Raw genomic sequence first — 24,562 nt, forward strand, 5'->3', positions numbered from 1 at the left:
CGGGCAGCGGCCGGGAGAGGGGAGTGCCCTCCGGCGGGAGAGGGGAGTGGCCTCCGCTCACTGATCCGGCCCGGTCCGGGAGACAAGGCCCTACCCCGGGGCCGCCGGGGCCGTCACGAAGTCGATCAGCTCCTCCACCCGGCCCAGCAGCTCCGGCTCCAGATCCTTGTAGGAGCCGACGCGGGACAGGATGTGCTGCCAGGCCGCGCCCGTGTTGGCGGGCCAGCCCAGGGCCCGGCAGACGCCCGTCTTCCAGTCCTCGCCGCGGGGCACCCGCGGCCATCCGGCGATGCCCAGCGACGACGGTTTCACCGCACCCCATACGTCGATATAGGGATGCCCCACCACCAGCACCTGCGGATCGGTCACCGACGCCGCGATCCGGGATTCCTTGGAACCCGGCACCAGATGGTCCACCAGGACCCCCAGCCGGGCGTCCGGACCGGGGGCGAACTCCTCGACGATCGCGGGCAGATCGTCGATGCCCGCCAGATACTCCACCACCACGCCCTCGATGCGGAGATCGTCGCCCCATACCTTCTCCACCAGCTCGGCGTCGTGGCGGCCCTCCACATAGATCCGGCCCGCCCGCGCCACCCGCGCCCGCGCCCCCGGCACCGCGAGGGAACCGGACGCCGTCCGCGCCGGGCGGGCCGGAGCCCCGGCCCCCGGGCGTACCAGCGTCACGACCTGCCCGTCCAGCAGAAAGCCCCGCGGCGCCAGCGGGAACACCCGGTGCTTGCCGAAGCGGTCCTCCAGCGTCACCGTCCCCGCCTCGCACCCCACCACTGCCCCGCAGAATCCCGTGGTGACCTCCTCCACCACCAGATCGGGGTCCGAGGGGTCCGCGGGCACCTCCGGCACCGGCGCCCGCTTCTTCCACGGCGGGGTCAGATCAGGGCTGTAGCTGCGCATTTGCCCGACGCTACGACACCGCGAAGCGCTCCGCCAGCGCAGTGCGCTGCGCCCGGACGAACGCCGCGCCGACCACGGCCCCGTGCCCCGGGACATAGGCGGCGTCCTCCCCGCCCAGCGCCAGCAGCCGGTCCAGGGCGGCCGGCCAGCGGGCCCCGACCGCGTCCGGACCCGCCTGCGGTTCACCCGACTCCTCCACCAGATCCCCGCAGAACACCACCTCGGGCTCGCCGGGCACCAGGACCGCCAGATCGTGCCCGGTGTGCCCGGGACCGACGTTCGCCAGCAGCACCCGGCGCCCGCCCAGGTCCAGCATCCGCTCCCCGGTGACCGTGTGCCCCGGCGCCACCAGCGACTCCGCCGACCGCGCCGCCTCCTCCTCCGGCACCCCGAACCGCACCGCGTCCGCCCGCAGTTCCTCCCGGTCCCGCCGCAGCAGCGTGTCCATGCCGACCGCCCCGAACACCTCGGCACCGGGAAACGCCGCCGTACCCATCACATGGTCGAAGTGCGGATGGCTGAGCGCGATATGCGTCACCCGGCGGCCGCCCAGCAGCGCCTCGGCCCCGGCCCGCAGCGCGGCACCCTCCGCGAGCGTCGAGCCCGTGTCGTACAGCAGCGCGCCGTCCCGGCCGGCGATCAGCCCGCAGGTCGCGTCCCACCCGGGCAGCCTGCACCGGCCCACCCCCTCGGCCAGCCGCTCCCAGCCGTGGTCTTCCCAAGCGATGTCCATACCGGGACGCTATCGCCACGGCCCCCGCACCCGTGGACGGCCGGCGGGACCACCCGCGGACCGCGGCGAAGCGGACCGGCGGGTACGGACGAGGCGCATAAGACGGACAAGGCGCATACGACGGACAAGGTGCATGACATGAGACGGACAAGGCGCATGACATGAGACAGGCAGGGCGCATGGGACGGACGAGGCGGACGGAAAGGACCGGAGGCGGGCGGGGGAGCGCCCGGCCGGGGCGCACGGTAGCGTGACCGGTCGTCTTGCTCCGCCCGCACCGGGCGGCCGTACACTGGCACGGGGAAGATTTGGCACTCGCGCATGTGGAGTGCCAGATGGGTCACCGGGGAACGATCCCGAGAACCGTCCGTCCGCCCCGGGATCCGAGGGCGGACAGAGCGGTCGGACGAAACAGTTGGAGGTGCGCGGGATGCTCAGCGAACGCAGACTCGAGGTGCTGCGCGCCATCGTCCAGGACTATGTGGGCACCGAGGAGCCCGTCGGCTCCAAGGCGCTCACCGAACGCCATCAGCTCGGCGTCTCCCCGGCCACTGTCCGCAACGATATGGCCGTGCTGGAGGAGGAGGGCTTCATCGCCCAGCCCCACACCAGCGCCGGGCGCATCCCCACCGACAAGGGCTACCGCCTCTTCGTCGACCGGCTCGCCGGGGTCAAGCCGCTCTCCGCGGCCGAGCGGCGCGCCATCCAGAGCTTCCTCGACGGCGCGGTCGATCTCGACGACGTCGTCGGCCGTACGGTACGGCTGCTGGCGCAGCTGACCCGCCAGGTCGCGATCGTGCAGTACCCCTCGCTGACCCGGTCCACGGTCCGCCATGTCGAACTGCTCTCGCTGGCGCCCGCCCGGCTGATGCTGGTCCTGATCACCGACACCGGCCGGGTCGAGCAGCGGATGATCGACTGCCCCGCCCCCTTCGGCGAGGCCTCCCTCGCCGATCTGCGGGCCCGGCTCAACAGCAGGGTCGTCGGCCGCCGGTTCACCGATGTGCCGCCGCTGGTGCAGGACCTGCCCGACTCCTTCGACGAGCCGGACGACCGCGGCACGGTCACCACCGTGCTCTCCACCCTCCTCGAAACCCTCGTCGAGGAGACCGAGGAGCGGCTGATGATCGGCGGTACCGCCAATCTCACCCGCTTCGGACACGACTTCCCCCTGATGATCCGGCCGGTGCTGGAGGCGCTGGAGGAGCATGTGGTGCTCCTCAAGCTGCTCGGCGAGGCCAAGGAGTCCGGCGGAGGCATGGGCGTGACCGTGCGCATCGGTCATGAGAACGCCCACGAGGGGCTCAACGCAACGTCCGTCGTGACCGTGGGCTACGGTTCGGGCGACGAGGCAGTTGCCAAACTCGGCGTGGTCGGACCGACCCGCATGGACTACCCCGGAACGATGGGAGCGGTACGCGCAGTGGCACGTTACGTCGGACAGATCCTGGCGGAGTCGTAAGTGGCCACGGACTACTACGCCGTACTCGGCGTGCGCCGCGACGCCTCCCAGGACGAGATCAAGAAGGCGTTCCGCAGACTTGCCCGGGAACTCCACCCGGACGTGAACCCGGACCCGAAGACCCAGGAGCGGTTCAAGGAGATCAACGCCGCTTACGAGGTGCTGTCGGACCCGCAGAAGAAGCAGGTCTACGACCTCGGAGGCGATCCGCTGTCCCAGTCGGGCGGCGGCGGGGCCGGCGGCTTCGGCGCGGGCGGCTTCGGGAACTTCTCGGACATCATGGACGCCTTCTTCGGTACGGCGTCCCAGCGCGGCCCCCGTTCGCGCACCCGGCGCGGCCAGGACGCGATGATCCGGCTGGAGATCGAACTCAACGAGGCGGCCTTCGGCACCACCAAGGACATCCAGGTCGACACGGCCGTCGTCTGCACCACCTGCTCCGGCGAGGGCGCCGCGCCCGGTACCTCGGCGCAGACCTGCGACATGTGCCGCGGCCGCGGTGAGGTCTCCCAGGTCACGCGGTCCTTCCTGGGCCAGGTCATGACCTCCCGGCCGTGCCCGCAGTGCCAGGGTTTCGGTACGGTCGTGCCCACCCCGTGCCCCGAGTGCGCGGGCGACGGCCGGGTCCGCTCCCGCCGTACGCTGACGGTCAAGATCCCCGCGGGCGTCGACAACGGGACCCGTATCCAGCTGGCCGGGGAGGGCGAGGTCGGCCCCGGCGGCGGCCCCGCCGGCGATCTGTACGTCGAGATCCACGAGCTGCCGCATCCGGTGTTCCAGCGCCGCGGCGACGATCTGCACTGCACGGTCACCATTCCGATGACGGCGGGCGCCCTCGGTACGAAGGTGCCACTGGAGACCCTCGACGGTCTGGAGGAGGTCGACATCCGCCCCGGTACGCAGTCCGGGCAGTCGATCCCGCTGCACGGTCGCGGGGTGACGCATCTGCGCGGCGGCGGGCGCGGTGACCTCATCGTCCATGTCGAGGTGACGACCCCGATGAAGCTCGACCCCGAGCAGGAGCGGCTGATGCGGGAACTGGCGAAGCTGCGCGGCGAAGAGCGGCCGCAGGGCCAGTTCCAGCCCGGCCAGCAGGGCCTGTTCTCCCGGCTGAAGGACGCCTTCAACGGCCGTTAGACCGTGCCCGACCGGTCATGGGGGGGGCTCCGCGGCGCCCGGCCGCCTCGGGGACCCTCCTGCCCGGTCCCCGCTCCGGGTGCCGGACCCGAAGGGGCCCGTCCCCGGGCCGGCCGCCGGCCCCACGGGTCCCGCCCCCGGGCCGCGCCGGACCCCTTTGCACGACATTGCGGCGGGCAGGTACCCGGGGCCCGTTTCGTCACGGACGTACGCAGGTGGCACGATGCCTGCATGTCCTCCGCGCCCTCCGGCTCCCCCGCCCTTTCCGATCTGCTCCGGCAACCGGTGATCGCCGCGCCGATGGCCGGAGGGGCGTCCAGCCCGCGCCTCGCCGCCGCCGTCTCCGAAGCGGGCGGCCTCGGATTCCTCGCCGCCGGGTACAAGACCACCGACGGGATGTACCAGGAGATCAAGCAGATCCGGGGGCTCACCTCACGGCCGTTCGGCGTGAACCTGTTCATGCCGCAGCCCCGGACCTCCGATCCGAGCGCCGTCGAGGTCTACCGCCAGCAGCTCGCGGGCGAGTCGAGCTGGTACGAGACACCGCTCGGCGATCCGGAGTCCGGCCGCGACGACGGCTACGAGGCCAAACTGGCCATCCTGCGGGACGATCCGGTCCCGGTGGTCTCCTTCACCTTCGGCTGCCCCGCCCCGGACGTCCTCGCGTCCTTCGCCCGGACGGGCACCTACACCGTCGTCACCGTCACTACGCCCGAAGAGGCCCAGGCAGCGCAGTGGGCGGGCGCCGACGCGGTCTGCGTCCAGGGCATCGAGGCGGGCGGCCACCAGGGCACCCACCGCGACGATCCGGCGGCGGACGGTACTGGTATCGGGCTGCTGACCCTGATCGCCCTCGTCCGGGACGTCGTCGACCTGCCGGTCATCGCCGCCGGCGGGCTGATGCGGGGCAGCCAGATCGCGGCCGTGCTGGCGGCCGGGGCGAGCGCGGCCCAACTCGGCACGGCGTTCCTGGTCTGCCCCGAGTCCGGGGCCAATCCGCTGCACAAGCAGGCCATGACCAATCCGCTGTTCGTCCGCACCGAGCTGACCCGCGCCTTCACCGGCCGGCCCGCCCGCGGTCTGGTCAACCGCTTCCTGCGCGAGCACGGCCCGTACGCCCCGGCCGCCTACCCCGAGGTGCACCATCTGACGACCGGGCTGCGGAAGGCCGCGGCGCAGGCGGGCGATCCGCAGGGCATGGCGCTCTGGGCCGGACAGGGCCACCGGATGGCCCGTGCGCTCCCGGCCGCCGAACTGGTGGACACACTCGTCGCCGAATGGCAGCACACCGTCTGGCAGGGCACCGAACAGCACGCCCCGGGCCCGGACGGCGGCCGGCCGGACCCGGAGGACCCGGCGGGCGACGACGGCCCCGGCGGAACGGGCCGTACCGCTGCCGTCGGCGGCTCCACCGGCGGACGGGCGGACTCCTGATGACCGCGCCCGTGTTCGTCGTCGACTCCCTCGACGGCGCCGCCCCCGGCTCCCCCCTCGTCCTGGACGGCCCCGAGGGCCGGCACGCCGTCTCCGTGAAACGGCTCCAGCCCGGTGAGGACGTCGTCCTCACCGACGGCCGCGGCCGCGGCGCCGCCGGCCGGGTCCTGCGCACCGAGGGCAAGGACCGGCTGGTCGTCGAACCGGTCTCGTTCCCCGATGAGCCCGAGCCTTCGCCCCGGATCACCGTCGTCCAGGCGCTCCCCAAGGGCGATCGCGGCGAACTCGCCGTGGAGACCATGACGGAGACCGGCACCGACGCGATCGTCCCCTGGTCCGCGGCGCGCTGCATCACCCAGTGGCGGGGCGAGCGGGGCGCCAAATCCCTGGCGAAGTGGCGGGCCACCGCACGCGAGGCGGGCAAGCAGTCGCGCCGCCTCCGCTTCCCCGAGATCACCGAACCGGCCACCACCCGCCGGGTCGCCGAACTCCTCGCCGAGGCCGACTTCGCCGCCGTCCTCCACGAGGAGGGCGCGGAACCCCTCGCCACCGCCGGACTGCCCGCCACGGGCTCCGTCGTGGTCGTCGTCGGACCGGAGGGCGGGGTGTCGCCGGAGGAGATCGCCCTGTTCGAGGCGGCCGGGGCCCGTCCGTACCGGCTGGGCCGCAGTGTGCTCCGTACCTCCACCGCGGGTACGGCGGCGACGGCCCTGCTCCTGACCCGCACCGGCCGCTGGTCCTGACCGGCCCCGGTCCCGCCGGCCCGGCTCGCCCGCGCCCTGCCCGTACGGGTGAGCCTGGCCGCAACCGGTCTTTTCCTCCCGCCCTCGCGGTGCCACGCTTCCCTGCATGAACGGACTTCGGGGCCGGCGGCGCCCTCACGCCCACCCGACGGGCGGCACCGGCGGTACGGCGGCGGTACGGCTCCGGGCCCTCGCCGCCACTGTCGCGGTCGCCGCGGTCGCGGCGGCCGGCACGGCCTGCGAACCGCGGGAACGGACGCTCTCCTCGTCGTCCGTGGCGATGACCACCGAACACACCGCGCGTTCCACCCTGGAGCGGATCGGCTTCGACATCCGCAGTTTCGACTGTACGGCCACGGTGCCGGGCGAACGCGGCCGTACGGGCCCCTCGGCCGTCCCCGCCGGCGCTCCCGGACAGGCGACCGTCGCCTGCGAGGGCCGCACCCGCACCGGACAGCCCGTCGCCCTCAAGGGCAAGGTCACCGACGAGACCGCGGGCGCCTGCGTCCGCGGCGACCTCGACGCCCGCGTCGACGGGAAGCTCGTCTTCGAGGCCCAGTACCTCGGCCGGTGCGACAGGGGCCGCTCCCGCGCCCCGGCGACCAGGACCCCCGGCGAACGGCCCCGCCCCGCCGTCACCACGACGGTCGAGGTCACCGCCACCGCCACCGCCACCGTCACCGAGACCAGGACCGTGACCCCCGGCAACTGATCCCGGCGCCCCTCCCGGCCCTCCTGCGCAGGCCGGGGCCCGGGCACCGGACCGCGCCCACCCGCCCATGGTCGATACGATGCAGGCGCTGACGACCATCACCGTCCAGAAGTCGATGAGGAGCCCGGACATGGCGGGAGAACCGCAGGCGGACTGCCTGTTCTGCAAGATCGTGGCGGGTGAGGTGCCCGCGACCGTCGTCCGGGAGACCGAGCACGTCGTCGCGTTCCGCGATATCAACCCGCAGGCACCGACGCACATCCTGGTGATCCCCAAGGCGCACTACCCGGACGCCGCGTCCCTCGCCGCCGCCGCGCCCCACCTCGCCGCCGAGGTCCTTGCCGAGGCCGGACAGGTGGCCGCCGACGAGAAGGCCGACGGCTCCGGCTACCGGATCGTCTTCAACACCGGATCCGGCGCCGGGCAGACCGTCTTCCACGCGCACGCCCATCTGCTCGCCGGCCGCGGCCTCTCCTGGCCCCCTGGTTAACCTCCGCCCGGCAGCGACAGAACAGGCAGCACAACGTGTCCGTACGCGAACTCGTCGTCCTCGGAACGGCGAGCCAAGTGCCCACTCGTCACCGCAACCACAACGGGTACCTGCTCCGCTGGGACGCCGAAGGCCTGCTGTTCGACCCAGGCGAGGGCACCCAGCGGCAGATGCTGCGCGCCGGGGTCGCCGCCCATGACATCAACCGGATCTGCATCACCCACTTCCACGGCGACCACTCCCTCGGGCTCGCCGGAGTCATCCAGCGGATCAACCTCGACCGGGTCCCGCACGAGATCACCGCCCACTACCCGGCGAGCGGCCGGCGCTTCTTCGAACGGCTCCGGTACGCCACCGCCTACCGCGAGACGGTCTCCCTCGCGGAGGGGCCCGTCGCCGGTGACGGAGTGCTGGCCACCACCCCCGCGTACACCCTGGAAGCCCGTCGGCTGTCCCACCCCGTCGAATCCTTCGGCTACCGCCTGACCGAACCCGACGGACGCCGGATACTGCCCGGGCGGCTCGCCGAACACGGTATCCGCGGCCCGGACGTGGGCCGGCTCCAGCGCGAGGGCAGCGTCCGCGGTGTCACCCTCGCCGAGGTCAGCGAGGAACGGCGCGGACAGCGGTTCGCGTTCGTCATGGACACCCGGCTCTGCGACGGCGTCCACGCCCTCGCCGAGGGCTGCGATCTGCTCGTCATCGAGTCCACCTTCCTCGACGAGGACGAACGGCTCGCCGTCGACCACGGCCATCTGACCGCGGGCCAGGCCGCCCGGGTGGCGCGGGACGCGGGCGTACGGCATCTGGTCCTCACCCATTTCTCCCAGCGGTACGCGGACCCCGGGGAGTTCGAACGCCAGGCGCGCGCCGCCGGGTACGAGGGCGAACTGACCGTCGCCAAGGACCTGATGAGGATCCCCGTACCGAAACGCGCCTCCTGACCACCGCGCCCGAACCGCGCGCACGACCCGTACCACCCGTACCACCTCAGGAAAGACCCGACCGTGCCGCTCCCGCTCCCCAAAGCCGAACTCCACCTCCATATCGAAGGCACCCTCGAACCCGAACTCGCCTTCGCCCTCGCCGACCGCAACGGCGTCGCCCTGCCCTACCGGGACACCGAGGAACTCCGCCGCGCCTATCTCTTCGACGACCTCCAGTCCTTCCTGGACCTCTACTACGGCCTGATGGCGGTGCTGCGCACCGAGGACGACTTCGCCGAACTCACCGACGCCTATCTGGCCCGCGCCGCGGCCCAGGGCGTCCGCCACGCCGAGATCTTCTTCGACCCGCAGGCGCACACCGCCCGCGGTGTCCCCCTGGGCACCGTCGTCGAGGGGCTGGGCCGGGCCCTGGACGCGGCACCCGGGCGGTACGGCATCTCCACCCGGCTGATCATGTGCTTCCTGCGCGATCTGCCCGCCGAATCCGCGATGGAGACCCTGCGGGCGGCCGAACCGTATCTGGACCGGATCACCGGCATCGGGCTCGACTCGGCCGAAGTGGGCCATCCGCCCGCCAAGTTCAAGGAGGTCTACGAGGCGGCCGCGGCACTCGGGCTGCGCCGGGTCGCGCACGCGGGCGAGGAGGGCCCGCCGTCGTACATCCGGGAGGCCCTCGATGTGCTGGGCGTCGAGCGCATCGACCACGGGCTGCGCTGTCTGGAGGACGGTGAACTGGTGGACCGTCTGGTCCGGGAGCGGATGCCGCTGACGCTCTGCCCGCTGTCCAACGTCCGGCTGCGGGCCGTCGACATCCTGGAGGCGCACCCGCTGCCGCGGATGATGGCCGCGGGGCTGCTCTGCACGGTGAACTCCGACGATCCCGCGTACTTCGGCGGATACGTCGGCGACACCTTCCACGCGGTTCGCGAGGCGCTGGGACTGGGGCCCGAGCAGCTCCGCGAACTGGCCCGCAACTCCTTCGAGGCGTCGTTCCTCGACGACGACGAGGAGCGCAGGGCGGAGCTGATCGCCGAGGTGGACGCGTACGAGTTCACGGACTGAGCGCCGGGCCGCCCGAGGGGTCCGGGAGCCGGTGGCTGCCCGCACCCCTCCCGGCCGGCCCCGTCGGGCCCCGTACCGGCTTACGGTGATCACACCGGACCCGGCCCGGATTTGGCACACTGGCCGGATCTGCACCACGCACAGGAGCGGCACGGTGACCACCCGACACGGCGCGCAGCACACCCACCCCCCGCACCCGCCCATGCACGGCGACGGCCTCCCGTCCGCGCGGCATCCGGGCCTGCTCGACCCGCTCGCCGCGCTGCGGGCCGACGGCGACCCGCCCTGCGACGTCTATCTGACCGGCACGGTCTTCCTCGACATCATCCTCACCGGACTCGACTCCGCGCCCGTCCGCGGCACCGAGTCCTGGGCCCGCGGCATGGGGTCGAGCCCCGGCGGGGTCGCGAACATGGCGACCGCCCTGGCCCGGCTCGGCCTGCGGACGTCCCTGGCCGCGGCCTTCGGGGACGACCACTACGGCGACTACTGCTGGGACGCGCTGGAACAGGGCGAGGGCATCGACCTCGGCCTGTCGCGGACCGTGCCCAACTGGCACTCACCGGTGACCGTCTCCATGGCCTACGAGGGAGAGCGCACGATGGTCTCCCACGGCCACGAGGCGCCCCCGCCGGAGGTCGCGGCCGACTGCCCGCCCGCCCGCGCCGCGGTGGCCTCGCTGGGCCCCGGACAGGCGCCGTGGATCGCCGGGGCCGCCGCCGCGGGCACCCGGATCTTCGCCGACGTCGGCTGGGACGAGACGGGCCGGTGGGACCCCTCCCGCCTCGCCGACCTGGCGCACTGCGAGGCGTTCCTGCCCAATGCGGCGGAGGCCATGCGCTACACCCGCACCGACTGCCCGCGCCGCGCCGCGCACGCCCTGACCGGCTACGTGCCGACGGCGGTCGTCACCCTCGGTGCCGAGGGGGCGTACGCGGTCGACGCCCGCAGCGGTGAATGCGCCGAGGTCCCCGCGATCGCCGTGGAGGCCCTCGACCCGACGGGCGCGGGCGATGTGTTCACGGCCGGTTTTGTGACCGGTACGCTCGCGGGCTGGCCGCTCGCCGACCGGCTGGCCTTCGCCGGGCTGACGGCCGCGCTCTCCGTGCAGGAGTTCGGCGGGTCGCTCTCGGCGCCCGGCTGGTGGGAGATCGCCGCCTGGTGGCGGTACGTCCGGGACGCACCCGAGCAGGATCCGGCGGCCCTGCGCCGCTACGCGTTCCTCGACGAGCTGCTGCCCGCCCCGGCCCGCCCGCTGCCGCTGCGCCGGGCCGTCCCGACGATCGGCTTCCGCAGCCCCGCCTGACCGCAGCCCCGCCGAACCGCCTGCCCGCAGCCCCGCGGGACCGGCGGCGGGGCACCCCGCTCCGAAGCCCCCGCCGCCCCGGCCCCGGAAAATGCCCTCGGCCGTTGCCGGTCCGGCGTCGTACGCTGGTGTCCCAGAGGTTGTCGAGCGGCGAGAACCCTGCAGCAGGAGGTAGGCGCAGGCCACAGAGCCGGCCCATGACTCAGACACCCACAGCACAGACCTCGAAGGCAGCACAGCGCTCGAAGCAGGCGCAGCGTTCGCAGCGGACCGGGCCGTCCGGGCCCGGCGCGGCGCGGGCCTTCTTCACGGTTCCGGCGAAGCACCCGATGGTGACGGTCCTCGGCTCGGGCGATTCCCTGCTGCGCGTGATCGAGGCGGCTTTCCCGGCGGCCGATATCCATGTCCGGGGCAATGAGATCAGCGCGGTCGGGGATCCCTCGGAAGTCGCCCTGATCCAGCGGCTTTTCGACGAGATGATGCTCGTGCTCCGCACGGGACAGCCGATGACGGAGGACGCGGTGGAACGCTCGATCGCCATGCTCAGGGCGGAGGCGAACGGCAGCGGAGACGGTCCGGAGACCCCCGCCGAGGTGCTCACCCAGAACATCCTCTCCAGCCGCGGCCGCACGATCCGCCCCAAGACCCTCAACCAGAAGCGCTACGTCGACGCCATCGACAAGCACACGATCGTGTTCGGCATCGGCCCGGCGGGCACCGGCAAGACGTATCTCGCCATGGCGAAGGCTGTCCAGGCCCTGCAGTCCAAGCAGGTCACCCGGATCATCCTGACCCGCCCGGCCGTCGAGGCGGGCGAGCGCCTCGGTTTCCTGCCCGGCACGCTCTACGAGAAGATCGACCCCTATCTCCGCCCGCTCTACGACGCCCTGCACGATATGCTCGACCCGGACTCCATCCCCCGTCTGATGGCGGCCGGGACGATCGAGGTCGCGCCGCTGGCCTATATGCGGGGTCGCGCACAGCCCGTCTTCACGAACGTGCTGACCCCCGACGGCTGGCGCCCCATCGGTGAACTCCGCGTGGGCGACCTGGTCGTCGGCTCGAACGGCGAGCCGACACCGGTCCTCGGCGTCTACCCGCAGGGCGAGAAGGACGTCTACCGGGTCAGTGCCCAGGACGGCTCCTGGACCCTGGCCTGTGCCGAGCACCTGTGGACCGTGCGTACGGCCTCCGACAAGCGCCGCGACAAGCCGTGGCGGGTCCTGGAGACCCAGGAGATGATCGGTGACCTCCGGGCCGGTGACGCCCGCCGCTACGAGCTGCCGATGCTCACCGCGCCCGTCTCGTTCCCGGAGCGGGAGGTCCCGATGGACCCCTATGCCCTCGGGCTTCTGCTGGGCGACGGTTGTCTGACCGGCTCGACCACGCCCTCCTTCGCAAGCGAGGACGAGGAGCTGGCCTGGGCGCTGGAGGCGTCCCTCCCGGGCGTCACCGTCCGGCACAAGGGCGGACCCGACTACGTACTGAACCGGGTCAAGGCCCCCGGGGACGTCGTCACACTGGAGAACCCGGTCACCCGGATCCTGCGCGAACTGGACCTGCTGGGCACCCGCTCGCACTCCAAGTTCGTCCCCGACGACTATCTCTTCAACACGGCCGAGGTCCGCCTTGCTGTGCTTCAGGGACTGCTCGACTCGGACGGCGGCCCCGTCACCCAGGACGGCCGGAGCTGCCGGGTCCAGTACTCGACTGCCTCGATCGTGCTGCGGGACGATGTGATCGCGCTGGTCCAGTCCCTCGGAGGCGTTGCGTACACCCGCCGCCGCCGGGCGGAGGGCCGGAAGCAGGGCAGCGCTCTCGCCGCTCACCGGTACAACAGCCATGTCGTCGACATCCGGCTTCCGCAGGGCATCGAGCCCTTCCGGCTCGCCCGGAAGCGGGAGACGTACCACGCGGCGGGCAGAGGTGGCCGGCCGATGCGGTTCATCGACTCCATCGAACCCGCGGGCCGGGAGGAGACCGTCTGCATCCAGGTGGCTGCCGAGGACTCTCTCTACGTCACGCAGGACTATCTGCTGACGCACAACACCCTGAACGACGCCTTCATCATTCTCGACGAGGCGCAGAACACCAATCCCGAGCAGATGAAGATGTTCCTGACCCGGCTCGGCTTCGACTCGAAGATCGTCATCACCGGTGACGTCACCCAGGTCGACCTGCCGAACGGGACCAAGAGCGGTCTGCGCCAGGTGCAGGACATCCTCGACGGTGTGGAGGACGTCCACTTCTCCCGGCTCACGTCCCAGGACGTCGTCCGGCACCGGCTCGTCGGCCGTATCGTCGACGCGTACGAGAAGTACGACGGCCTCGCGGGCGAGCGGACCGGCGGTGCCCAGCACGGCCGGCCGCATCCCCACGACGGCCGAGGCTCCCACGGGAAGTAGTACGAACCACACCATGTCGATCGACGTCAACAACGAGTCCGGAATCGAGATCGACGAGCCGGCTGTGCTCGACATCGCCCGCTACGCCCTCGCCCGGATGCGCATCCACCCGCTCTCCGAACTCTCGGTGATCGTCGTGGACGCCGAGGCCATGGAGCAGTTGCACATCCAGTGGATGGACCTGCCCGGGCCGACCGATGTCATGTCCTTCCCGATGGACGAGCTGCGGCCGCCCGCCAAGGACGACGAGGAGCCCCCCCAGGGGCTCCTCGGCGACATCGTGCTCTGCCCGGAGGTCGCCGAGCGCCAGGGCCAGGAGGCCCCGACGCAGCACTCCATGGATGAGGAGCTGCAACTGCTCACCGTCCACGGGGTGCTGCATCTCCTCGGGTACGACCACGAGGAGCCGGACGAGAAGGCGGAGATGTTCGGCCTCCAGGCGGCCATCGTCGACGGCTGGCGGACCGAGCGCGGACTGACCGGGCCCTCCCCGGCCCCGACCGTGTCATGAGCGGCCCCCTGATCGCCGGGGCGGTCCTGCTGGTCGTCGTCGCCTGGCTGGCGGCCTGCGCCGAGGCAGGTATCGCCCGGGTGTCCAGCTTCCGCGCCGCCGAGGCGCTGCGCTCCGGGCGGCGCGGCGCGGCGAAGCTGGCCCAGGTCGCCGCCGATCCGACGCGCTATCTCAATGTGGCCCTGCTGGTGCGGGTCGCCTGCGAGACGGCCGCCGGGGTGCTCGTCACCTACGGCTGTCTCCAGGCCTTCCCGGAGACCTGGGAGGCGCTGCTCGTCGCCATCGCGGTGATGGTCCTCGTCTCGTACGTCGCCGTGGGCGTCTCGCCCCGCACCATCGGCCGCCAGCACCCGCTGAGCACCGCGACCGCCGCCGCGTACGTCCTGCTGCCGCTGGCCCGGATCATGGGCCCGATCCCGCAGCTGCTGATCCTGCTGGGCAACGCGCTGACCCCGGGGAAGGGGTTCCGCAAGGGCCCCTTCGCCTCCGAGGCCGAACTGCGGGCCCTCGTCGACCTGGCCGAACAGGAGTCGCTCATCGAGGACGAGGAGCGCCGGATGGTGCACTCGGTCTTCGAGCTGGGCGACACACTGGTCCGCGAGGTGATGGTCCCGCGGACCGATCTGGTCTGCATCGAGCGGCACAAGACGGTCCGTCAGGCGCTGACGCTCGCCCTGCGCTCGGGTTTCTCCCGGATACCGGTGACCGGTGAGAACGAGGACGACGTCGTCGGCGTGGTCTACCTCAAGGACCTGGTCCGCAAGACGCATGTCAACCGTGACGCCGAGGCCGATGTGGTGTCGACCGCGATGCGGCCCGCCGTCTTCGTCCCCGACACCAAGAACGCGGGCGATCTGCTCCGGGAGATGCAGCAGAAGCGGAACCATGTCGCCGTCGTCGTGGACGAGTACGGCGGTACGGCCGGGATCGTCACCATCGAGGACATCCTGGAGGAGATCGTCGGGGAGATCACCGACGAGTACGACCGCGAGCTGCCGCCCGTGGAGGATCTCGGCGGGGGACGGTTCCGGGTGATCGCCCGGCTCGACATCGGTGACCTCGGTGACCTGTACGGCGTGGGCGAGCTGGACGACGAGGATGTGGAGACCGTCGGCGGACTGCTGGCCAAGGCGCTGGGGCGGGTGCCGATCGCGGGGGCCGCGGGCCGGTTCGAACTGCCCGACGGCCGCCCCCTGAAGCTGACCGCCGAATCCCCGGCCGGCCGGCGCAACCGGATCGTCACGGTCCTGGTCGAGCCCGTGCCCGTTGCGGTGGGCGAGGAGTCCGCGGCATGACCGGCCGCGGGGGCGGGATGAGGGCGGCCGGGCTGCGGTCGTTCTGCCTCGGCTTCAACGGCTCGGTGGAGGAGTTCCCGTTCGGCGACCTGGTCTCCGTCTTCAAGGTCGGGGGGAAGATCTTCGCCCTGTCGTGGCTGGAGGGGTCGCCGCTGCGGGTCAATCTCAAATGCGAGCCGGAGTACGCCCTCCGGCTGCGCGCCGACCATCCGGCGATCGTCCCCGGCTACCACATGAACAAGCGCCACTGGAACACGGTGACGGTCGGGGAGCTGCCGGCGCGTCTGGTCCGGGAGCTGGTGGAGGACTCGTACGATCTGGTCGTCGCCGGTCTGCCGCGGGCCGTCCGGCTCTCGCTGGACCGCCCCTGACCCGTGGCCGGGGCTCTGCCCGGGGCGCCGTGCGCCCCGCGATCTATGCTCGTGCCATGACGCAGAGCAGTGAATCGCAGGGCCCCGGAGCGGGGGGCGCACCGGCCGAGCCGGGCGCCGAGGACCGGAAGATCATCACCCTGGCGCGGAGCGCGCGGGCGCGCAACGGGGTCGCGGAGGGTGCCGCCGTACGGGACGAGACCGGGCGGACGTACGTCGCCGGGACGGTCGCGCTGCCGTCGCTGGAGCTGAGTGCGCTGCGGACCGCCGTCGCGATGGCGGTGGCGAGCGGGGCGCGGTCGCTGGAGGCGGCGGCGGTGGTCGGTGAGGCGGAGTCCGTTCCGGCGGAGGACCGGGCAGCGGTACGGGACCTGGGCGGGCCGGACACCCCGGTCCTGCTGGCGGGACCCGACGGGCAGCTCGTGGCCACGGTCCCGGCGGGCTGAAGCGGCCTCGGCCCGGCCGGTGCCGGGGTCCGTGCCCCTTGTCCCCGCGGCGCCGGGTCCGGCACGGCCGCAGAAATCAAGGGGATCCTTCTTGTAATCCCCGGCCGGTTGCGCATCAATGAACAGCAGCTCGACCGACGGATCGTCAGATCTGCTGGGGCGGTCGGGCCCGGGACGCGAGCCGCGGTTCCGGGCCGGCACCGGCCGTCCGTTTCACCGTGAGGCGTGCGCACCCCGCCCGCGGAGTTCACCGGCGATCCACGCACACCCTGGTGACCGCAGCCTCCGGCGCGGTGTGCCCGCCCGCGTACGCGATGCACCGCAGCGTGCCACGGCCGGGTGCCCGTGCGCGGCGGGCTGCACCGACGATCCCCCACGGGGAAACGGAAGGGGTACGCATGCGAGGCAGCACAGGCACAGGCAGGGGCGCGCGCAGGGGAAGGACCGCGGGGGCCGGTGCGGTGACGGCGGCGGCGCTGGCCGCCCTGTCGCTGGCCTACGCCCCGGCCGCCGGGGCGGTCACGCCGACCCTGGCGACGGCCGACTACGACTGCGGAACCTGGGGCGCGGGCCAGGCGAGGCTGACCGCCACCCAGGACGGCACCAGGGCGACCGTCACCCTGCGGTCCTCGGTGCGGACGCCGGTCGCGGTGGGCGCCGACACCATCAGCGCGACTCTGACGTTCGCCAAGGCCGGTGGCGGTACGAAGGCGTTCACCGGCACCCGGAACCCGGCGCTGCCGGCCCGGGGCACGGTGGAGATCGGGCCGCTGTCGGCGACGGTCGCCCCCGGTGACTCCCTGAACTCGTACTTCGCCGGACCCGCGCTGACGATGTCGATCTTCGGGTTCCCGGTGAGCTGTGACGCGGTGACCTCCCAGTCGCCGGGCCCGTTCGTGTTCTGACCGCCGGCCGGGGGCCGCGGCGCCGCGCAGGCGCCCGGCTCCGGCTCCGTACCGCCCCCGTCCGGCCGTACCGCCGGCCGGGGGCGGTGCCGTCCCCTCCGGGGCGCCCGCCCGCCGTTCCTTCCGGTGCACGGAACCCCGGCAACCCCGGTGAACTCTGCCAGCAACTGATGGGTCATCAGTTGACGGGCTCCGTACGCCTTGACTTCTTCCGGCCACCGCTCGTCAATGGCGGCCCCCGGGTCCCGGGGGCCGGATCCCGGTGCTGCCCCGGACTCCCGCGAAGCCTTCCCGAGGAGGCACATCCATGTCCCTTGCCATCCGGACCGCCGCGCGAAGACCAGCCGCCGGACCCGCCCCGGCCCGGCCGCGGCGGTGGGCCGCGGCGGTCGCCGGGGCGGCGCTGCTGGCGTCCACCGCCGTCCTCACCGCGCCCGCGGGCGCGGCGACCGCCGCCGTGCCCGTGGACTTCGCGACCCGCTGTGTGCCGCCCCCGATCGCGGGCATCCCGCCCATCAACGGCACCACCACCGCGGAGATCACCGTCGACAACGCCGCCCCGCGGATCGGCGATGTCGTCACCGTGACCTACCGGGTCGCCAAGCCCGCGGCGAGCAACCCGGTGGACCTCGCGCTGCCCGCCGACATCATGACCCCGACCGGGAAGGTGACGCTCGGCGGCGCCCAGCCCGGCGGCCTCACCGTCACCGGACCGAAGAAGAACCCGCCGGTGCCCGGCAAGGGGGAGTTCCCGCCGTTCTCGATGACCGGGACCTTCACGGTCACCACGGCCGGTTCGATCACCCTCTCGCCCGGCGACTACAACATCCACACCAGCTACCTCATGGAACTCGACACCCCCTGCACGGTCTCCGCTCCGCCCGCGCCCGTCTCGCGGACGATCGTCGCCACCGAAGGTCCGGGCGCCAATGAGCGCGCCGTCTCCCTCGCCACCGCCTCCGGGAAGCCGGGGGAGCGGGTCACCGTCACGGGCAGCGGATTCACCCCGCTCGCCGATATCACCGTCGCGGGCCGTGCCGGGGCCGCCGAAACCGCCGACCGGCTGACCTTCCGGGCCGACTCCGCCGGTGCCTTCACCGCCCGGCTCAGGGTCAACGACAAGGCGACCACCGGAATCGTCGCGTACGAGGGACCGGCCTGGACCGCCGACAAGGGCGCAGGCCCCGCCGCGTACACCGTCGTCGACGACGCCCCGCTGCCGCGGAACAGCCAGAAGCTGACCGCGTCCGTGACCGCGGGCACCCTGTCGATGACCCAGGCGGGCGACGCCGTCCAGCTGTCCGCGGTGGACTTCGGCACCGGCGGGGCGGCCTCCGGTGAGCTGCGGAAGGTGACCGTCAAGGACTTCCGCGGCGGCCCCGCGGGCTGGTCCCTCACCGGCAAGGTCACCGATTTCACCGGCCCCGGCGGCCGAATCCACGCCGGGGCCCTGAGCTGGACCCCCGCCTGCACCACCACGGCGGGCAGCCCCAGCACCTGCGTCCCCGGATCCGCCGGGACCGTCGGCACCGGAGGCGCCACGCTGGCCTCCGCCCCCGACGGGACGGTGACCGGCGGCGAATTCACCGTGGACGCGCAGCTGTCGCTGAACGTCCCCGCCTTCACGACACCCGGCTCCTACGCCGGGGTGCTCACGCTCACCCTCATCTGACCGTACGGCGGCCGGAGCGCGCACCCGCCCGGCCGCCCCGCCCCCGGGGGGAACCGCACCCATGCCCAGGCCGCGCCCGCACCGCCCCACCCGGCCCCCGAAGGCCCTCCGCCCCCTGCGCTTCCCCCTGTCGGCGGCCCTCGCGGCCGTCCTGCTCACCCTGTCGGCGCCCCCGGATACGGCCAAGGCCGCCGAGAACGGCGAGTGGTCCGTCCACCCCGTCTCCTCCGCGCTCGGCGGACGGCCCTACTTCCACCTCGCGGCCGGCCCCGGCGCCACCCTCGCCGACCGGGCCACCGTCACCAACAAGACCGCCGCACCCCTCTCCTTCCGGCTGTACGCGGCCGACGCCTACAACACCGAGCGCGACGGCGGATTCGCCGTCCGCACCCTCGGCGAACGGCAGCGCGGCATCGGCGCCTGGGCCCGCCCCGGCCGGGAGCGGATCACCGTCCCGGCCCGCGGCTCCGTCACCGTCCCCTTCACCCTGACCGTCCCCGAGGACGCCGAACCCGGTGACCACGCGGGCGCGCTGGTCGCCCTCGACGAACGGATCGCCCCGGCGGGCGGCTCCGTCGCGGTCGGCGTACGGCGGGCCGTCGGCGCCCGGATCCACCTCCGGGTGAGCGGACCCGCCGTCTCCGCGCTCTCCGTCGAGGACGTGGCGGTCCGCCCGGACCGGCCGCTGCTGCCCGGCACCGGCGAGAGCCGTGCCCTGATCTCGTACACCCTCCACAACCGGGGCAATACCACCCTCGCCCCGAAGGTCGTCCTCACCGCCCGGGGCCTCTTCGGCCGCACCCTGCTGACCCGGGACGCGGCGGGTGTCCCGGCCGAGCTGCTGCCCCGGCAGAAGGTCCGGCTCACGGAGCGCTGGCGGGGCGCCCCGCAGGCCGAATGGGGTGAGATACGGCTCACCGCGACCGCCCGCGACGTCCGCGAATCCGCGGGCGCACGGTACGTCGCCGTACCGTGGCTGCCCGCCGTCGCCCTGGCGCTGCTCGCCGCAGGCGGCGCACTCGCGATCCGGCTCCGCCGCAGGACCCGCCGCCCCCGTACGGCCTGAGCAGGGAACCCGGCCCGGGACGGGCCCGCCGGGACGGTGCCGCAGCTCCCGCCGCGGGCCCGTACCGAGCCCGCTCCGGCCACCGGGCGCCGGGCCCCGGCGGGCCCTTCTCGGCCCCGCCGCGACACCCGTGGCGCCCCGGGGCGGGGGGAGCGGGCACGGCGGCGGCCCGCATCGGGGACAATGAACGGCATGAGCGTGCGTACCCAGCCCACCGAGTCCGCCCCCCACCGGGCGGGCTTCGCCTGTTTCGTCGGCCGCCCCAACGCGGGCAAGTCCACCCTTACGAACGCTCTGGTCGGCCAGAAGGTGGCGATCACCTCCAACCGGCCCCAGACCACCCGGCACACCGTGCGCGGGATCGTGCACCGCCCGGACGCCCAGCTGATCCTGGTCGACACACCCGGCCTGCACAAACCGCGCACCCTGCTCGGCGAGCGGCTCAACGACGTCGTCCGCGCCACCTGGGCCGAGGTCGACGTGATCGGTTTCTGTCTGCCCGCCGACCAGAAGCTGGGCCCCGGCGACCGCTTCATCGCCAAGGAGCTGGCCGGGATCAGGAAGACCCCGAAGGTCGCCATCGTCACCAAGACGGACCTGGTGGACTCCAAGACCCTCGCCGAGCAGCTCATCGCCGTCGACCGGCTCGCGCAGGAGCTGGGCTTCGAATGGGCCGAGATCATCCCGGTGTCGGTGGTCGGCGGCAAGCAGGTCCAGCTGGTCGCCGATCTGCTGGTGCCGCTGCTGCCCGAGGGTCCGGCGCTCTACCCCGAGGGCGACCTCACCGACGAGCCCGAGCAGGTGATGGTCGCCGAGCTGATCCGCGAGGCCGCGCTCGAAGGCGTACGGGACGAGCTGCCGCACTCCATCGCCGTGGTCGTCGAGGAGATGATCCCGCGCGAGAACCGCCCCAAGGACCGTCCGCTGCTGGACATCCACGCCAATGTCTACATCGAACGGTCCAGCCAGAAGGGGATCATCATCGGCCCCAAGGGGCAGCGGCTGAAGGAGGTCGGCACCAAATCGCGCAAGCACATCGAAGCGCTGCTCGGTACGCCGGTCTTCCTCGATCTGCACGTCAAGGTTGCCAAGGACTGGCAGCGCGACCCCAAGCAGCTCCGCAAGCTCGGCTTCTGAGCCGCCGCGTCCGGCCCCGCCCCCGCCCCGGCGCGTTCGTCCGGGGCACGGCCGGGCGGCGCGCTCAGGCGCCTTCGCGCAGCACCCGCGAGACCAGCTTCCGCTGCGCCGCGGTGAGACCGGGCTCGGCCGCGTGCACCGTCCGGCCGTCGACGGTGATCTCGTACGCGAAACCGTCCGGCACCCCGGCCCGGAGCGGACCCGTCCGCCCGCCGTCACCGTCGCCGGCCGCTTCCCGGGCGAGCGCGCTCCATTCGGCCGCGTCGGGCAGCGCGGTGGTGTCCACCGTGGCGGACCGCTCGATTCCGGCGAAGCCGCCGGTACGCCGTACATGGATTTGCATGCCATCCGTTCTCTCACGGATCCGGGCGGGGCGGTAGCGCTACCGCCCCGCCCGGGGGAAGCCCGCGCTCGCCGGGGGAGCCCCCCACGGGCGCCGGTACCTCAGGAGTGCGGGACCCCGACCGTCGACCACGCCTTCTGCACGGCCTGGAGTTCGGCGCCGTCGCCGTAGCGGGCCTGCGCCGCGGCGACCGTGAGCCGGGCGAACTCGCCGAAGCGCGCGTCCTGCGACAGCTCACCGCCGGTCAGGGTGTCGTACCAGATCTGCCCGGCCCGCTCCCACGCCTTGCCGCCCAGCTCGGTGGCGAGCAGATAGAAGGCGTGGTTCGGGATGCCCGAGTTGATATGGACGCCGCCGTTGTCCCGGCCGGTGCGGACGTAGTCGTCCATCGTCGCGGGCTGCGGGTCCTTGCCGAGGACATCGTCGTCGTACGCGGTGCCCGGCGCCTTCATGCTGCGCAGCGCGGTGCCCGTGACCGCGGGCGCCAGCAGCCCCTCGCCGATCAGCCAGTCGGCCTGCTCGGCGGTCTGGTCCAGGGTGTACTGCTTCACCAGGGCGCCGAAGACGTCCGACACGGACTCGTTGAGCGCGCCGGACTGGCTGAAGTACTCCAGATTGGCGGTGTACTGGGTGAGCCCGTGCGCCAGCTCGTGGGCGATCACGTCGACCGGGATGGAGAAGTCGAGGAAGATCTCGCCGTCGCCGTCGCCGAACACCATCTGCGAGCCGTCCCAGAAGGCGTTCGCGTACTCCCGGTCGTAGTGGACGCTGGCGTCCAGCTTCAGCCCGGCGTCGTCGAGGGAGTTCCGCCCGTACTGCTTCAGCAGCAGTTCGAAGGTGGCGCCCAGACCGGCGTAGACACGGTTGACGGTGGCGTCCTGACCGGGGGCGTCGCCCTCGCCGCGGACCTTGCGGCCCGGCAGGACCGTACCGTTTTTGCAGTCGTAGACCGTGCGCCTCGGCCGGGGGTCGGCCTCCGGGGGCGCCACCGCCGCCGTGAAACCGCGCACCGTGGTGATCCGGCGGCGGGTGCGCTGGAGGGCGTCGTGCTCCAGGGTGCGGAGGGCGCGGTCGGCGATCTGCTGGTTCGCGGCCTGCGCCAGTCTGTCCAGCAGATGGGGCGGGACGACGGTGCAGAAGACGGAGTGGAATGCCATGCACCGCAATGTGACAGCGGGGTATCGCGCTGTCACTAGCCGCGACCGGTTTTAGTGAAATGGAGTGAAGCGCGCCGTTTGACTGACTCGGGGTGTCACCGGTGGCACGAGCGACGGCACGGTCGGTGACGGCGCTGGTGGCGGGCTGTGCGCCGGGTCTCTTCGGGGTCTCCCCCGCCGGGGCCGTCCCGTATGGTGATACGCGGACGTCGTACGCCCGGTCCGTCGGATATGCTCCCCGGCATCATGCGTTTCGGGCTGCTTCTTCTTAGCTGCCGCGGCGAGGGCCTGTAGTCGTAGGCCGACCCCCTCCCCGCGGGATGAGCTGCTGCTTCGAATCGTCGGCCGGTCGATTTCCCCACCGGTATTCCGAGGAGCCCGCGCATATGTCCGACGTGACCATTGGCCGTCCCACCCCGATCACCAACGCGACCCATTCGCAGCGGCCGTCCGGGATGCCGGTCCATAAGTACCGTCCGTACGAGGCCGTGAACATCCCCGACCGCACCTGGCCGGAGAACCGCATCACCCAGGCCCCCCGGTGGCTCTCCACCGATCTGCGCGACGGCAACCAGGCGCTGATCGACCCGATGTCCCCGGCCCGCAAGCGCGAGATGTTCGATCTGCTGGTCCGGATGGGCTACAAGGAGATCGAGGTCGGCTTCCCCTCCTCCGGCGAGACCGACTTCGCCTTCGTCCGCTCCATCATCGAAGAGGGCGCGATCCCCGAGGACGTGACGATCTCCGTTCTCACCCAGGCCCGTGAAGAGCTGATCGAGCGGACCGTCGAATCGCTGAAGGGCGCCCACCGGGCCACCGTCCATCTGTACAACGCCACCGCCCCCACCTTCCGCCGGGTCGTCTTCCGCGGTTCGAAGGAGCAGGTCAGGCAGATCGCGGTGGACGGCACCCGGCTGGTGATGGAGTACGCGGAGAAGCTGCTGGGCCCGGAGACGGTCTTCGGCTACCAGTACAGCCCCGAGATCTTCACCGACACCGAGCTGGACTTCGCCCTGGAGGTCTGCGAGGGCGTGATGGACATCTGGCAGCCCGAGGACGGCCGCGAGATCATCCTGAATCTGCCGGCCACCATCGAGCGGTCGACCCCGTCCACCCACGCCGACCGCTTCGAGTGGATGTCGCGGAATCTCTCCCGTCGCCAGTACGTCTGTCTCTCCGTCCACCCGCACAACGACCGCGGCACCGCCGTCGCCGCCGCCGAACTGGCGATCATGGCCGGGGCCGACCGGATCGAAGGCTGTCTGTTCGGCCAGGGCGAGCGGACCGGCAACGTCGACCTGGTCACCCTGGGCATGAACCTGTTCTCGCAGGGTGTCGACCCGCAGATCGACTTCTCCCGGATCGACGAGATCCGCCGTACCAGCGAGTACTGCAACCAGATGGAGGTCCACCCGCGCCACCCCTACGCGGGCGACCTGGTCTACACCTCCTTCTCCGGCTCCCACCAGGACGCCATCAAGAAGGGCTTCGACGCGCTGGAGGCCGACGCCGCCGCGGCCGGGAAGACCGTCGACGACATCGAGTGGAACGTTCCCTATCTGCCGATCGACCCCAAGGACGTCGGCCGCTCCTACGAGGCCGTGATCCGGGTCAACTCGCAGTCCGGCAAGGGCGGGATCGCGTACGTCCTGAAGAACGACCACAAGCTGGACCTGCCGCGCCGGATGCAGATCGAGTTCTCCAAGCTCATCCAGGCCAAGACCGACGCCGAGGGCGGCGAGGTCACCCCGGCCGAGATCTGGACGGTCTTCCGGGACGAGTACCTGCCCAACCCGGACAACCCGTGGGGCCGGATCCAGCTGCGCTCCGGTCAGTCCACCACCGACACCGACGGTGTGGACACCCTGACGGTCGAAGCGGTCGTCGACGGTACGGACACCGTACTGACCGGCTCCGGCAACGGGCCGATCTCCGCCTTCTTCGCCGCGCTCCAGGGCATCGGCATCGACGCCCGGCTGCTGGACTACACCGAGCACACGATGAGCGAAGGCGCTTCGGCGCAGGCCGCCTCCTATATCGAGTGCGCCATCGACGGCAAGGTGCTGTGGGGTATCGGGATCGACGCCAACACCACCCGGGCCTCCCTGAAGGCCGTCGTATCGGCGGTCAACCGCGCCGCACGCTGACCCCGGCCCGCCGGACCCCGACCGGGGTCCGGTCGGCCGTCCGGCGCATTCCCCGCTCGTACTTCCGTAGGAGCCCCGTCCGTTCGTTCCGGCGCCCCTGTGCCGTCGCCCACCCGTTCCCCCTGTTCGGGAGGGTGTACGGCACGGGGGCGCCGTCGTCGGTAAT

General features: G+C 72.5%; 23 protein-coding genes. 19 read left to right on the forward strand and 4 right to left on the reverse strand.

The window, feature by feature from the left end:
* Nucleotides 1-90: 90 nt before the first annotated feature.
* Nucleotides 91-915 (reverse strand): DUF3097 domain-containing protein, encoded by an 825-nt coding sequence (locus ACIQ9E_RS20505; RefSeq protein ID WP_403708972.1) that lies wholly within the window; start codon nucleotides 913-915, stop codon nucleotides 91-93.
* A 10-nt stretch (nucleotides 916-925) separates the two neighbouring features.
* Complete coding sequence (locus ACIQ9E_RS20510; protein WP_403708974.1) at nucleotides 926-1,648, reverse strand: MBL fold metallo-hydrolase; 723 nt, start codon at nucleotides 1,646-1,648, stop codon at nucleotides 926-928.
* Nucleotides 1,649-2,078: 430 nt separating this feature from the next.
* On the opposite strand from ACIQ9E_RS20510, the gene hrcA reads away from it, so the two are divergent.
* The 18 genes from hrcA (at nucleotide 2,079) to era (ending at nucleotide 20,749) form a co-directional block, all read left to right on the forward strand.
* On the forward strand, nucleotides 2,079-3,110 hold the full coding sequence (gene hrcA / locus ACIQ9E_RS20515; RefSeq protein ID WP_403708976.1) for a heat-inducible transcriptional repressor HrcA: 1,032 nt from the start codon (nucleotides 2,079-2,081) through the stop codon (nucleotides 3,108-3,110).
* Nucleotides 3,111-4,247 carry a molecular chaperone DnaJ gene (gene dnaJ, locus ACIQ9E_RS20520; protein WP_403708978.1) on the forward strand — a complete coding sequence of 379 codons (1,137 nt, stop codon included), beginning with the start codon at nucleotides 3,111-3,113 and terminating at the stop codon, nucleotides 4,245-4,247.
* Between the two features lie 231 nt (nucleotides 4,248-4,478).
* Nucleotides 4,479-5,681, forward strand: a complete 1,203-nt coding sequence (locus ACIQ9E_RS20525; protein ID WP_403708980.1) for a nitronate monooxygenase — start codon at nucleotides 4,479-4,481, stop codon at nucleotides 5,679-5,681.
* Nucleotides 5,681-6,424 carry a 16S rRNA (uracil(1498)-N(3))-methyltransferase gene (locus ACIQ9E_RS20530; protein ID WP_403708982.1) on the forward strand — a complete coding sequence of 248 codons (744 nt, stop codon included), beginning with the start codon at nucleotides 5,681-5,683 and terminating at the stop codon, nucleotides 6,422-6,424. Before ACIQ9E_RS20525 ends, ACIQ9E_RS20530 begins: the two co-directional genes overlap by 1 nt.
* Nucleotides 6,425-6,530: 106 nt before the next feature.
* Complete coding sequence (locus tag ACIQ9E_RS20535) at nucleotides 6,531-7,136, forward strand: hypothetical protein (RefSeq protein WP_403708984.1); 606 nt, start codon at nucleotides 6,531-6,533, stop codon at nucleotides 7,134-7,136.
* Between the two features lie 130 nt (nucleotides 7,137-7,266).
* A complete protein-coding gene (locus tag ACIQ9E_RS20540; protein ID WP_403709371.1) occupies nucleotides 7,267-7,626 on the forward strand; it encodes a histidine triad nucleotide-binding protein in 360 nt (119 codons plus the stop codon).
* 35 nt (nucleotides 7,627-7,661) lie between these two features.
* Nucleotides 7,662-8,570, forward strand: coding sequence for a ribonuclease Z (locus ACIQ9E_RS20545; protein WP_403708986.1), 909 nt, complete (start codon nucleotides 7,662-7,664; stop codon nucleotides 8,568-8,570).
* A 63-nt stretch (nucleotides 8,571-8,633) separates the two neighbouring features.
* Nucleotides 8,634-9,635 carry an adenosine deaminase gene (locus ACIQ9E_RS20550; RefSeq protein WP_403708988.1) on the forward strand — a complete coding sequence of 334 codons (1,002 nt, stop codon included), beginning with the start codon at nucleotides 8,634-8,636 and terminating at the stop codon, nucleotides 9,633-9,635.
* 202 nt (nucleotides 9,636-9,837) lie between these two features.
* The gene (locus ACIQ9E_RS20555; RefSeq protein WP_403709373.1) at nucleotides 9,838-10,941 is read left to right on the forward strand and encodes a PfkB family carbohydrate kinase; all 1,104 of its coding nucleotides are present in this window, start codon (nucleotides 9,838-9,840) and stop codon (nucleotides 10,939-10,941) included.
* A gap of 329 nt (nucleotides 10,942-11,270) precedes the next feature.
* Complete coding sequence (locus ACIQ9E_RS20560) at nucleotides 11,271-13,346, forward strand: PhoH family protein (protein WP_403709375.1); 2,076 nt, start codon at nucleotides 11,271-11,273, stop codon at nucleotides 13,344-13,346.
* Nucleotides 13,347-13,359: 13 nt separating this feature from the next.
* Nucleotides 13,360-13,857, forward strand: coding sequence for an rRNA maturation RNase YbeY (gene ybeY, locus ACIQ9E_RS20565; RefSeq protein WP_006349387.1), 498 nt, complete (start codon nucleotides 13,360-13,362; stop codon nucleotides 13,855-13,857).
* Nucleotides 13,854-15,152, forward strand: a complete 1,299-nt coding sequence (locus ACIQ9E_RS20570; RefSeq protein ID WP_403708990.1) for a hemolysin family protein — start codon at nucleotides 13,854-13,856, stop codon at nucleotides 15,150-15,152. Before ybeY ends, ACIQ9E_RS20570 begins: the two co-directional genes overlap by 4 nt.
* Before the next feature lie 17 nt (nucleotides 15,153-15,169).
* Nucleotides 15,170-15,523, forward strand: a complete 354-nt coding sequence (locus ACIQ9E_RS20575) for an MmcQ/YjbR family DNA-binding protein (RefSeq protein WP_403709377.1) — start codon at nucleotides 15,170-15,172, stop codon at nucleotides 15,521-15,523.
* Between the two features lie 56 nt (nucleotides 15,524-15,579).
* Nucleotides 15,580-15,969 carry a cytidine deaminase gene (locus tag ACIQ9E_RS20580; RefSeq protein WP_403708992.1) on the forward strand — a complete coding sequence of 130 codons (390 nt, stop codon included), beginning with the start codon at nucleotides 15,580-15,582 and terminating at the stop codon, nucleotides 15,967-15,969.
* 398 nt (nucleotides 15,970-16,367) lie between these two features.
* The gene (locus ACIQ9E_RS20585; protein ID WP_403708994.1) at nucleotides 16,368-16,874 is read left to right on the forward strand and encodes a hypothetical protein; all 507 of its coding nucleotides are present in this window, start codon (nucleotides 16,368-16,370) and stop codon (nucleotides 16,872-16,874) included.
* Nucleotides 16,875-17,181: 307 nt separating this feature from the next.
* Nucleotides 17,182-18,546, forward strand: a complete 1,365-nt coding sequence (locus ACIQ9E_RS20590) for a beta-xylosidase (RefSeq protein WP_403708996.1) — start codon at nucleotides 17,182-17,184, stop codon at nucleotides 18,544-18,546.
* Nucleotides 18,547-18,607: 61 nt separating this feature from the next.
* Nucleotides 18,608-19,612 (forward strand): DUF916 domain-containing protein, encoded by a 1,005-nt coding sequence (locus ACIQ9E_RS20595; RefSeq protein ID WP_403708998.1) that lies wholly within the window; start codon nucleotides 18,608-18,610, stop codon nucleotides 19,610-19,612.
* 183 nt (nucleotides 19,613-19,795) lie between these two features.
* A complete protein-coding gene (era, locus tag ACIQ9E_RS20600; RefSeq protein WP_403709000.1) occupies nucleotides 19,796-20,749 on the forward strand; it encodes a GTPase Era in 954 nt (317 codons plus the stop codon).
* A 64-nt stretch (nucleotides 20,750-20,813) separates the two neighbouring features.
* Here the strand turns inward: era and ACIQ9E_RS20605 are convergent, their stop codons facing one another.
* A complete protein-coding gene (locus ACIQ9E_RS20605; protein ID WP_403709002.1) occupies nucleotides 20,814-21,092 on the reverse strand; it encodes a protealysin inhibitor emfourin in 279 nt (92 codons plus the stop codon).
* Between the two features lie 101 nt (nucleotides 21,093-21,193).
* Nucleotides 21,194-22,249 (reverse strand): M4 family metallopeptidase, encoded by a 1,056-nt coding sequence (locus ACIQ9E_RS20610; RefSeq protein ID WP_403709004.1) that lies wholly within the window; start codon nucleotides 22,247-22,249, stop codon nucleotides 21,194-21,196.
* A gap of 386 nt (nucleotides 22,250-22,635) precedes the next feature.
* Here ACIQ9E_RS20610 and leuA point away from each other — a divergent pair, with 386 nt between their 5' ends.
* A complete protein-coding gene (gene leuA / locus ACIQ9E_RS20615) occupies nucleotides 22,636-24,396 on the forward strand; it encodes a 2-isopropylmalate synthase (RefSeq protein ID WP_403709006.1) in 1,761 nt (586 codons plus the stop codon).
* Nucleotides 24,397-24,562: the final 166 nt, after the last annotated feature.

Origin of the sequence: Streptomyces sp. NPDC094448 (assembly GCF_044763775.1) — a bacterium.
In the GTDB taxonomy this organism is placed as follows: domain Bacteria; phylum Actinomycetota; class Actinomycetes; order Streptomycetales; family Streptomycetaceae; genus Streptomyces.

Bases quoted from the DNA above. Each gene is read 5' to 3' on its own strand.
- hrcA (WP_403708976.1), top strand. From the start codon at position 2,079: ATGCTCAGCGAACGCAGACTCGAGGTGCTGCGCGCCATCGTCCAGGAC.
- era (WP_403709000.1), top strand. From the start codon at position 19,796: ATGAACGGCATGAGCGTGCGTACCCAGCCCACCGAGTCCGCCCCCCAC.
- ACIQ9E_RS20585 (WP_403708994.1), top strand. From the start codon at position 16,368: ATGCGAGGCAGCACAGGCACAGGCAGGGGCGCGCGCAGGGGAAGGACC.
- ACIQ9E_RS20580 (WP_403708992.1), top strand. From the start codon at position 15,580: ATGACGCAGAGCAGTGAATCGCAGGGCCCCGGAGCGGGGGGCGCACCG.
- ACIQ9E_RS20510 (WP_403708974.1), bottom strand. From the start codon at position 1,648: ATGGACATCGCTTGGGAAGACCACGGCTGGGAGCGGCTGGCCGAGGGG.
- ACIQ9E_RS20570 (WP_403708990.1), top strand. From the start codon at position 13,854: ATGAGCGGCCCCCTGATCGCCGGGGCGGTCCTGCTGGTCGTCGTCGCC.
- ACIQ9E_RS20525 (WP_403708980.1), top strand. From the start codon at position 4,479: ATGTCCTCCGCGCCCTCCGGCTCCCCCGCCCTTTCCGATCTGCTCCGG.
- ACIQ9E_RS20530 (WP_403708982.1), top strand. From the start codon at position 5,681: ATGACCGCGCCCGTGTTCGTCGTCGACTCCCTCGACGGCGCCGCCCCC.
- ybeY (WP_006349387.1), top strand. From the start codon at position 13,360: ATGTCGATCGACGTCAACAACGAGTCCGGAATCGAGATCGACGAGCCG.
- ACIQ9E_RS20590 (WP_403708996.1), top strand. From the start codon at position 17,182: ATGTCCCTTGCCATCCGGACCGCCGCGCGAAGACCAGCCGCCGGACCC.
- ACIQ9E_RS20595 (WP_403708998.1), top strand. From the start codon at position 18,608: ATGCCCAGGCCGCGCCCGCACCGCCCCACCCGGCCCCCGAAGGCCCTC.
- ACIQ9E_RS20540 (WP_403709371.1), top strand. From the start codon at position 7,267: ATGGCGGGAGAACCGCAGGCGGACTGCCTGTTCTGCAAGATCGTGGCG.
- ACIQ9E_RS20610 (WP_403709004.1), bottom strand. From the start codon at position 22,249: ATGGCATTCCACTCCGTCTTCTGCACCGTCGTCCCGCCCCATCTGCTG.
- ACIQ9E_RS20560 (WP_403709375.1), top strand. From the start codon at position 11,271: ATGGTGACGGTCCTCGGCTCGGGCGATTCCCTGCTGCGCGTGATCGAG.
- leuA (WP_403709006.1), top strand. From the start codon at position 22,636: ATGTCCGACGTGACCATTGGCCGTCCCACCCCGATCACCAACGCGACC.
- ACIQ9E_RS20605 (WP_403709002.1), bottom strand. From the start codon at position 21,092: ATGCAAATCCATGTACGGCGTACCGGCGGCTTCGCCGGAATCGAGCGG.
- ACIQ9E_RS20505 (WP_403708972.1), bottom strand. From the start codon at position 915: ATGCGCAGCTACAGCCCTGATCTGACCCCGCCGTGGAAGAAGCGGGCG.
- ACIQ9E_RS20555 (WP_403709373.1), top strand. From the start codon at position 9,838: ATGCACGGCGACGGCCTCCCGTCCGCGCGGCATCCGGGCCTGCTCGAC.
- ACIQ9E_RS20575 (WP_403709377.1), top strand. From the start codon at position 15,170: ATGAGGGCGGCCGGGCTGCGGTCGTTCTGCCTCGGCTTCAACGGCTCG.
- ACIQ9E_RS20535 (WP_403708984.1), top strand. From the start codon at position 6,531: ATGAACGGACTTCGGGGCCGGCGGCGCCCTCACGCCCACCCGACGGGC.